We start from the raw sequence: 6938 nt of genomic DNA on the forward strand, positions 1-6938 counted from the left end.
AGGACATCTGAGGTGCTCCGTCAAGTATTTTTTGGGTGTTCTTGGTCTCCCTTATTTGGTTTTTTGCACATTGCCTTCAACAGTGCTTTGTCGCAATTTCGTTATGATATCGCCTGCGCTGCTCCAGCCCGAGCGGTTCTGCATTGCTGATTTTGGTGTCTTTGGCAAATTAAGAAGTTTTACCAAAGGAGAATTTCTGCGCTGTAGTGCTTTCAGATATTTCTCCTCATCATAGAGCGTGCCGTTCTTCCAACAACGGAAAATGATTCTCTGCCACCGGTAAGCAAGTGATCTGATAGCAGCATGCCGTGTCTTTTTTTGTCTCATTTGTTCCTTATAAAACGCGGATGCCCAGCGGCTGAAAAGAATCGATTCTCCGGCAAACTCTACGAAACTTTGTCTCCCAAATTTGGGACATGCCCAGCGCCAATGAATCCATGTGTGTTTGCCGCTACGCTCGGTAACCGGCGCGGTTCCGTAGAATTGCTGAATTTCAAGTGCTGACTCGAAACGATCACGGTCTGTGCCCAGGGCTACCGCAAGCCGCGGCGCTAAGGCCGGACCAGCTCCCGGGAAACTTTGAAAAATCTCCCGATCCGGATGCGCCTGAAATGCCTTTGCAATCTCCTTGTCAAAACGATCTATCTGGCTCAGCAGAGGTCTCAGCTCTTCTACTAGTGCCTCGATCATTAGCGCGCTGGACGAAACAATCGCTTCATCTTCGGTCAACGCACGAGCCGTTCGAATCTCGGCAATCCGCTGATCAACGAGTTGAACGTACCTGCAGTTATGCTGATAGTAGAATTTTCGAAGCTGTGCGGGCCTGGCTTTCTGCAACTGTCCTAATGAAGGCCATCGGCTCAAAAAATCGCATGCCATTTTTGTTCTCACTTGAGCTACTGAATCCAAAGCCTGTGGATAATATCCTTTGAGTAAACCGGTGATTTGATTCCTGATGGCTGTAGTCCGATTCACCAATTTCCGACGAAACTCGACCAGCATTCGCAGTTTACGCGTCTGGGGATCTTCAGGAAACCAGGCCTTCAAACGGTCCTGATGAGAACGCAAAAACTGGAGCAATAACTCAGCATCTGTTGGATCGTCTTTTGCTCCGCTGCCGCAGAGTGCTTCCCGGTACCGTGCCAGTGACTTCGGATTGATCGGATACAACACCATGAATTCACATCCGATTAATCCGTAGATCAATGGTCCTCTGGTTTGCTCAACGGCGATGGCGATTTTGCTGCCGGCAAATCGGATCCGCAATTCACTGATCCATTCCTGTAAATCTTCGGGCGTCTGTTTTACCTTGGAGCGTTCCACACGATCAGACCCCTTCGCAAACAGACAAATCGCGTGCTCTTCGTCGGCCCAGTCAATTCCTATCCAGGCCGCAAAAGATTCGATATCTATCTTTGTGCTTTCCATAACAACCTCCTTGCTTGCCACACGCTCGCCTTGATCCTGCGCAGTCCCTATAGTAGAGTCTTCCAAAGACGTCATCTGAGTATGCGTTTTTGATCAAAGCATCGCCCCCGTTCGAAGGTCCTTGCTTAGTCATCAAGTGTCGGGGCGGGAAATTCGTAACGAGGGCGTTGCGTGTTTTTGCTTCGCACTCCACTATTGTGCAGCAAAATCTCTGCTGAAGGCGTTTCACACTTCATCAAATATGTATAACTGGTCAAAACGCTAACGCCCTCATTCGAAGGTCCTCGCTTAGTCATCAAGTGTCTGGGTGGGAAATTCGTAACGAGGGCGTTTAACCTTGATAGAATTTGTTTACGGCCTGATCGTATCGCTGAAAGCCCGAAACCATCAAAGAGCCCGTGCACACCAAAAAACTTTTTCCACATTTCCACAGCCTTCCACAAAAAGAAAGAAGAAAAAAAGTAGCAAAAAAAGAAGAAAGAAAAAGGCTGCCACTGTCGCCTTTCCCCCTTCACTAACTTCTTGATCGCGGAATAACTATAGGGTGGGAGGTGGATTATCCACGACGCCCAGATTGTCAAAACCTCTGGGAGTATTTGTCGAAATCGATGAAACACTGTCCTTAGTAAGGTCCATTCTGGATGTGTGGAAAGCAGATTTGAAATATCGCCAATCTTTCATCAAAGCACGATTGAAATTCATGATTGACGACCTGGGTGCCGAAGAGTTCCGCAGACGCGTTGAGGTCCGATTCGGTCATCCATTGAAGCAAATCGTGGATGTGACCGCGCCCGTTGATGAAACAAATCATTTAGGAGTGAACCGGCAGCGCGATGAGAATTTATTCTACATTGGATTTCCAATGCTTTCCGGCATCATTCGAGGGGAACAAATGATTCGTGTTGCGAACGTGGCAGAACGAACGGGAGGAGACATTCGGCTAACACAACAGCAGAATCTGATTCTTACAGGCATTGGTCAAAGCCATGTGGACTTGGTGTTTAAAGAGATGGAAGACATCGGTATCCGTTTGGAACGAAGCTTGAGAGGCTCAAGCATCGCGTGCACCGGCCAGCCGTTCTGCAACTTTGCTGTAACGGAGACAAAGTCCCGGTTGGTGGATGTGATCACTCATCTGGAAAAAGTAGTTGGCCCGGCATCGCATCATTTACGAATTTTTCTGGATGGCTGTCCGCACGCTTGTGGACACCATTGGATCGGCGATATCGGCTTGATGGGAACAACGGTACGAACGCCACAAGGCGAAAAACTTGAGGCGTACGACATTATACTTCGCGGAGGCCGCGGAAAGAATGTGGCAATCGGAAAACCTCTGGGTAGACGCATCCCGGCTGACCAGATTAAGTATGCGTTAGAACGGTTGTTGCGCGCATATTTAGCGGGAGCCGAAACTTCCTCGTCAGCGAGTTTCCAACAGTTTTGCATCAACCATAGTGATGAACAACTTCAAGCCATCATTGCGGGATGAACATGACACCACAAGCTGAATCCGTAATTTTTGACGAACTGCAAATCGGCGAGTTATCAGTTTTGTTTGACGACCAATCTCCTCAGAATGTCATCCGTTGGGGCATTGAGCAACTTGGCACCAGGCTGGCAATTGTGACGAGTTTTCAGGCTGAAGGAATGGTCATCATAGACATGGCAACCAGAATTGACCCGGAAGTTCGGGTCGTCACCATCGACACCGGCCGATTGCATGAAGAAACTTACGATTTCATTGATGGCGTCTGCAGCAGATACGGAATCAAAATTGAAGTATTTTTTCCGGATGCTCAAGAAGTCCGGAAGATGGTCTCCACACGTGGAGTGAATCTTTTCCGCAAGGATGTCATCTCCAGGCTTGTGTGCTGTCAGATTCGCAAGGTGCGTCCGTTACTGAAGGCTTTGAGCGGATTGGATGGCTGGATAACGGGGTTGAGACGTGAACAATGGGCTTCGCGCGTGAACATCCGCAAAATCGAACTGGATCACGATCATGGCGCCATCGTCAAACTGAACCCACTGGCCGATTGGACAGGAGACGAGCTCCTGGATTACATCAAAAAGAACGATGTACCCCAGCACCCTCTCTATCAGAAAGGCTATAGCAGCATTGGGTGCGCGCCGTGTACTCGCCCTGTTCAAGCGGGTGAAGATCCTCGTGAAGGCCGATGGTGGTGGGAAAAAAATGCACCGAAAGAGTGTGGTATGCATTGCAGCATTGAGACAGGGGGATTCGAACATGAGCTCGAGTCTTTGCTAAAGGAGAACGCTGATGATTGAAATCAGTGCTGAAAACAAAGAGATTTTGATTCGCGAGATCGGGAATTTGATGATCCCGCTCTCAACAGACTCGCCAACCTATCATCGAACGGCTCGACTCCTCTCCTCACTGGAAGCAGGGACTGTATCGGACGACCTCATCCCCGTTTTAGAACAAGTGCTGGAACTCGTTTTGTCTTCGCGAAGGATTCGCGATGCCTATGGACCACAGGAAGAGCAGCGAATGACAGGACTGTATGTCCTTACCCCGGCCGGCTCGACATTGCAAGAGAATTTACGACACGTCAATGACTCGCTGAACGCGTTGAAAAATCACAGATTGGTGAGCCTCTCTTTTTCGAGCCCAGTTCCGGGCGTTTATAGAATGGAGCTTGCCACAGATCAATGCCGGCTAACTTTCAGTATTGATTGGCATTCTGTCTCTATCAATAAACTTTCTGTTGAGCTATGAGTGGAGCACAGGGAAAAGTATATCTTGTCGGCGCCGGACCGGGCGATCCGGATTTATTAACGATCAAAGCATACCAATTGCTCAAGCGTTGCGATGTTGTAATTTATGACGCGCTTATTAATGTTGAGGTATTGCGCTGTGTTCCTTCCGATGCGGAAAAAATTTTCATTGGCGAAACGCATGACAGAAAGCGACTTTCACAAACGGAAATCGGATGCTTGATGATCGATCGCGCCCGCCGTGGAAAAACTGTCGTTCGTTTAAAAGGAGGCGATCCCTTCATCTTCGGTCGCGGGGGAGAAGAAGTATCGTGCTTGTCTGAGGCGGAAGTAGAATGGCAGGTGGTTCCGGGCATCTCAGCCGGACATGCCGTCCCCGCTTATGCCGGGATCCCGCTGACTCACCGCGATTATGCTTCGAGTGTCGCTTTTGTTACGGGTCATGAATGCGAAAGCAGACATGCGCCTGTGGCCTGGCAAAAAATCGCAACGGCGGTTGACACGATTGTCATTTTTATGGGGACCGAGAACCTCCAGCGGATCGTTGCGAAGCTGCTTCAAGCCGGCCGCTCTCCTGCCACTCCGATCGCGATTATTGAATCAGGAACGCTTCCCAGTCAGAGTGCACGGTTCGCTACGCTAGATTCCGTTCACAAAATCCTGTCGGAGCTCCCTGTCAGCAAGCCCGCGTTGATCGTCATCGGCGAAGTAGTTTCGTTTAGCCGCAGTCTTCGCGAAATTGCTTTTATCGAGAGTAACGTATGAATTACTATCCGGTGTTTCTGGATTTACATGATCGACAGGTTCTGGTGGCCGGTGGCGGCGAAATTGCTTTTCGTAAAGTAGTGCAATTGCTGAGCTCGCGCGCTTCTATCAAAGTAGTCAGCCCGCAGTTGATACCGGCATTGAGGCGCCTTGTGCAAAAGGATCTGGTCAGTTATCGAAAGGGCGAGTTCAATGTCAAAGACATGGATGATGCATGGCTCGTGGTTGTCGCGACCGGTGATCCACGACTGAACCGGCGCATCGCGCGTTTCGCAGAACAGCGTCATATATTTTGTAACGTTGTGGACAAGACCCGGCTGTGTACATTCATCGCGCCGGCCATCGTTGAACGCGGAAAAGTAATGGTTGCCGTCTCTACCAGCGGAAGCAGCCCCGTTCTTGCCCAGCACATCAGGAACCTCATTAAGGATCATATCGGCACGGAATACGCTCAATTCGCGGATTTAATGGATCGATGGCGAGCGAAGGTTTTGAGGAAAATCCCTCAACAGAAATTGCGAGCCGAGATATTCCACGAAATGGTCGCATCAGATATTCTGGATCTGCTCCGCTCAGGGAATACAATCGGGGCTGAACAACGAGCCGGTGAAATCTTCCGCGCACACATCGAACGCGGGTCAACAAAAATTCTTGGGACAGGTCAACGTTGAAAGCAATTGTGTTGCGCGAAAAATATTCTATCGACGGTCTTGTTTTAGCTGACCATCCCGACCCTCAAATGGGTCCGGGTAAGGTAATGGTTCGAATCGAGGCCTGCTCACTTAATTACAGGGATTTGTTGATCGTTCGGGGATATGGCCGATGGAGAAAGCCGTTACCGTTGGTGCCGCTCTCAGACGCTGCCGGAGTGGTAGTGGAAATTGCCCAGGGTGTATCGCGAGTTGCGGTTGGGGACCGAATCGCAGCCACTTTTGTTCCGACCTGGCTGGAGGGAGATCTCACAGAAGAGAATGATGGGCCCGCGATCGGTGAGATGTTGGTCCAGTATCGTGTCCTCCCAGAAGAAGTTTTGGTTCGCGTTCCCGGACACTTGAGTGACGTGGAAGCCGCTACCCTGCCCTGTGCGGCAGTAACAGCATGGAACGCTTTGAATGGCGAAGGGGGACCAAAGACTGGTGACACGGTTGTGGTGCTGGGTTCCGGCGGTGTCTCCTTATTCGCGTTGCAATTCGCCCTGCTGATGGGAGCGCATGTGATCGCGATCTCGCCAAGCGAAGCTAAGCATGAACGTCTTCGAGCGCTTGGAGCTCAGCATGTCATTGATCCTAAACTCACGGCTAGCTGGTCTGAGGTCGTGCGCGAACTGACCGCAGGGCGTGGCGCAGATTATGTTGTCGACGTTGTCGGCAAACTCGCGGATTCGGTTCGCGCCGTTCGTTTAGGTGGCACCATCGGCGTCATCGGAATGCTCGACGGTTTTTTAACTCAAATCAACCCGGCGGCGATCATGGAAAAGAACGCACGCCTCCGAGGCTTACAGGTCGGCTCACGCGAAATGTTCGATACGATGAATCGTGCTCTATCTCTCCAACGCATTCACCCTGTGATCGATCACGTTTACAGCCTGGCGGACGCTCGGGACGCTTACAGGCGTCTTGAAGACCGTGATCATTTCGGGAAAATCTGCATTCGCCTCTGGGACAATGTTCGGAAGGCCGATTCTGCTTCAGCCGGTTCCTGAATGGTATTCATAACATATTTGTTGGGTTTGATGGTGAATAACTCAAAAAACGCCAGCTCAGATTTGTAGCTGCGGTAATTTCGATGACCTGCTCGATTTCGTACTCGACAAGCCTTTCTGCCCCTGCAAATTCTGCAATGCGCTCTTCTTCCCAGATTACCTGCGCTTTTCCTGTGAGCTGCAGCGTGTTTCCTTTTTCGAAATCAAGAAAAAGCAAGCCTGCATTTGGATTGACCGTAATGTTCCCCAGGGTATTAAACATCTTGTTACCGGAATAATCAGGGAACAAAATCCGGTTTGAGTTCAC

At 50.1% G+C, this 6938-nt stretch carries 8 protein-coding genes; 6 read left to right on the plus strand and 2 right to left on the minus strand.

All coding sequences use genetic code 11. The annotated features are described in order from the left end of the window. Window positions 1-51: 51 nt before the first annotated feature. Window positions 52-1428: an IS110 family transposase gene (locus tag L0156_23285; protein ID MCI0605921.1), complete on the minus strand. Its 1377-nt coding sequence runs from the start codon at window positions 1426-1428 to the stop codon at window positions 52-54. A gap of 574 nt (window positions 1429-2002) precedes the next feature. Between L0156_23285 and L0156_23290 the strand changes: the two genes are divergently transcribed. From L0156_23290 to L0156_23315, 6 genes are read left to right on the plus strand one after another with little or no spacing between them, the layout of a single operon-like run. Then, the gene (locus L0156_23290) at window positions 2003-2917 is read left to right on the plus strand and encodes a hypothetical protein (protein MCI0605922.1); all 915 of its coding nucleotides are present in this window, start codon (window positions 2003-2005) and stop codon (window positions 2915-2917) included. Window positions 2918-2919: 2 nt separating this feature from the next. Further along, on the plus strand, window positions 2920-3714 hold the full coding sequence (locus tag L0156_23295) for a phosphoadenylyl-sulfate reductase (GenBank protein MCI0605923.1): 795 nt from the start codon (window positions 2920-2922) through the stop codon (window positions 3712-3714). Further along, window positions 3707-4165: a hypothetical protein gene (locus L0156_23300; protein MCI0605924.1), complete on the plus strand. Its 459-nt coding sequence runs from the start codon at window positions 3707-3709 to the stop codon at window positions 4163-4165. The genes L0156_23295 and L0156_23300 overlap by 8 nt, the downstream gene beginning before the upstream one ends. Further along, the gene (cobA, locus tag L0156_23305; protein MCI0605925.1) at window positions 4162-4929 is read left to right on the plus strand and encodes a uroporphyrinogen-III C-methyltransferase; all 768 of its coding nucleotides are present in this window, start codon (window positions 4162-4164) and stop codon (window positions 4927-4929) included. Before L0156_23300 ends, cobA begins: the two co-directional genes overlap by 4 nt. Further along, a complete protein-coding gene (locus L0156_23310; GenBank protein ID MCI0605926.1) occupies window positions 4926-5600 on the plus strand; it encodes a bifunctional precorrin-2 dehydrogenase/sirohydrochlorin ferrochelatase in 675 nt (224 codons plus the stop codon). Before cobA ends, L0156_23310 begins: the two co-directional genes overlap by 4 nt. Beyond that, window positions 5597-6631: an NAD(P)-dependent alcohol dehydrogenase gene (locus L0156_23315; protein ID MCI0605927.1), complete on the plus strand. Its 1035-nt coding sequence runs from the start codon at window positions 5597-5599 to the stop codon at window positions 6629-6631. Before L0156_23310 ends, L0156_23315 begins: the two co-directional genes overlap by 4 nt. A 7-nt stretch (window positions 6632-6638) precedes the next feature. Here the strand turns inward: L0156_23315 and L0156_23320 are convergent. After that, the coding region (locus L0156_23320) for a pyridoxamine 5'-phosphate oxidase family protein (protein ID MCI0605928.1) at window positions 6639-6938 on the minus strand (300 nt) is incomplete at its 5' end.

The sequence above is a fragment of the bacterium genome, assembly GCA_022616075.1.
In the GTDB taxonomy this organism is placed as follows: Bacteria; Acidobacteriota; HRBIN11; order JAKEFK01; family JAKEFK01; genus JAKEFK01.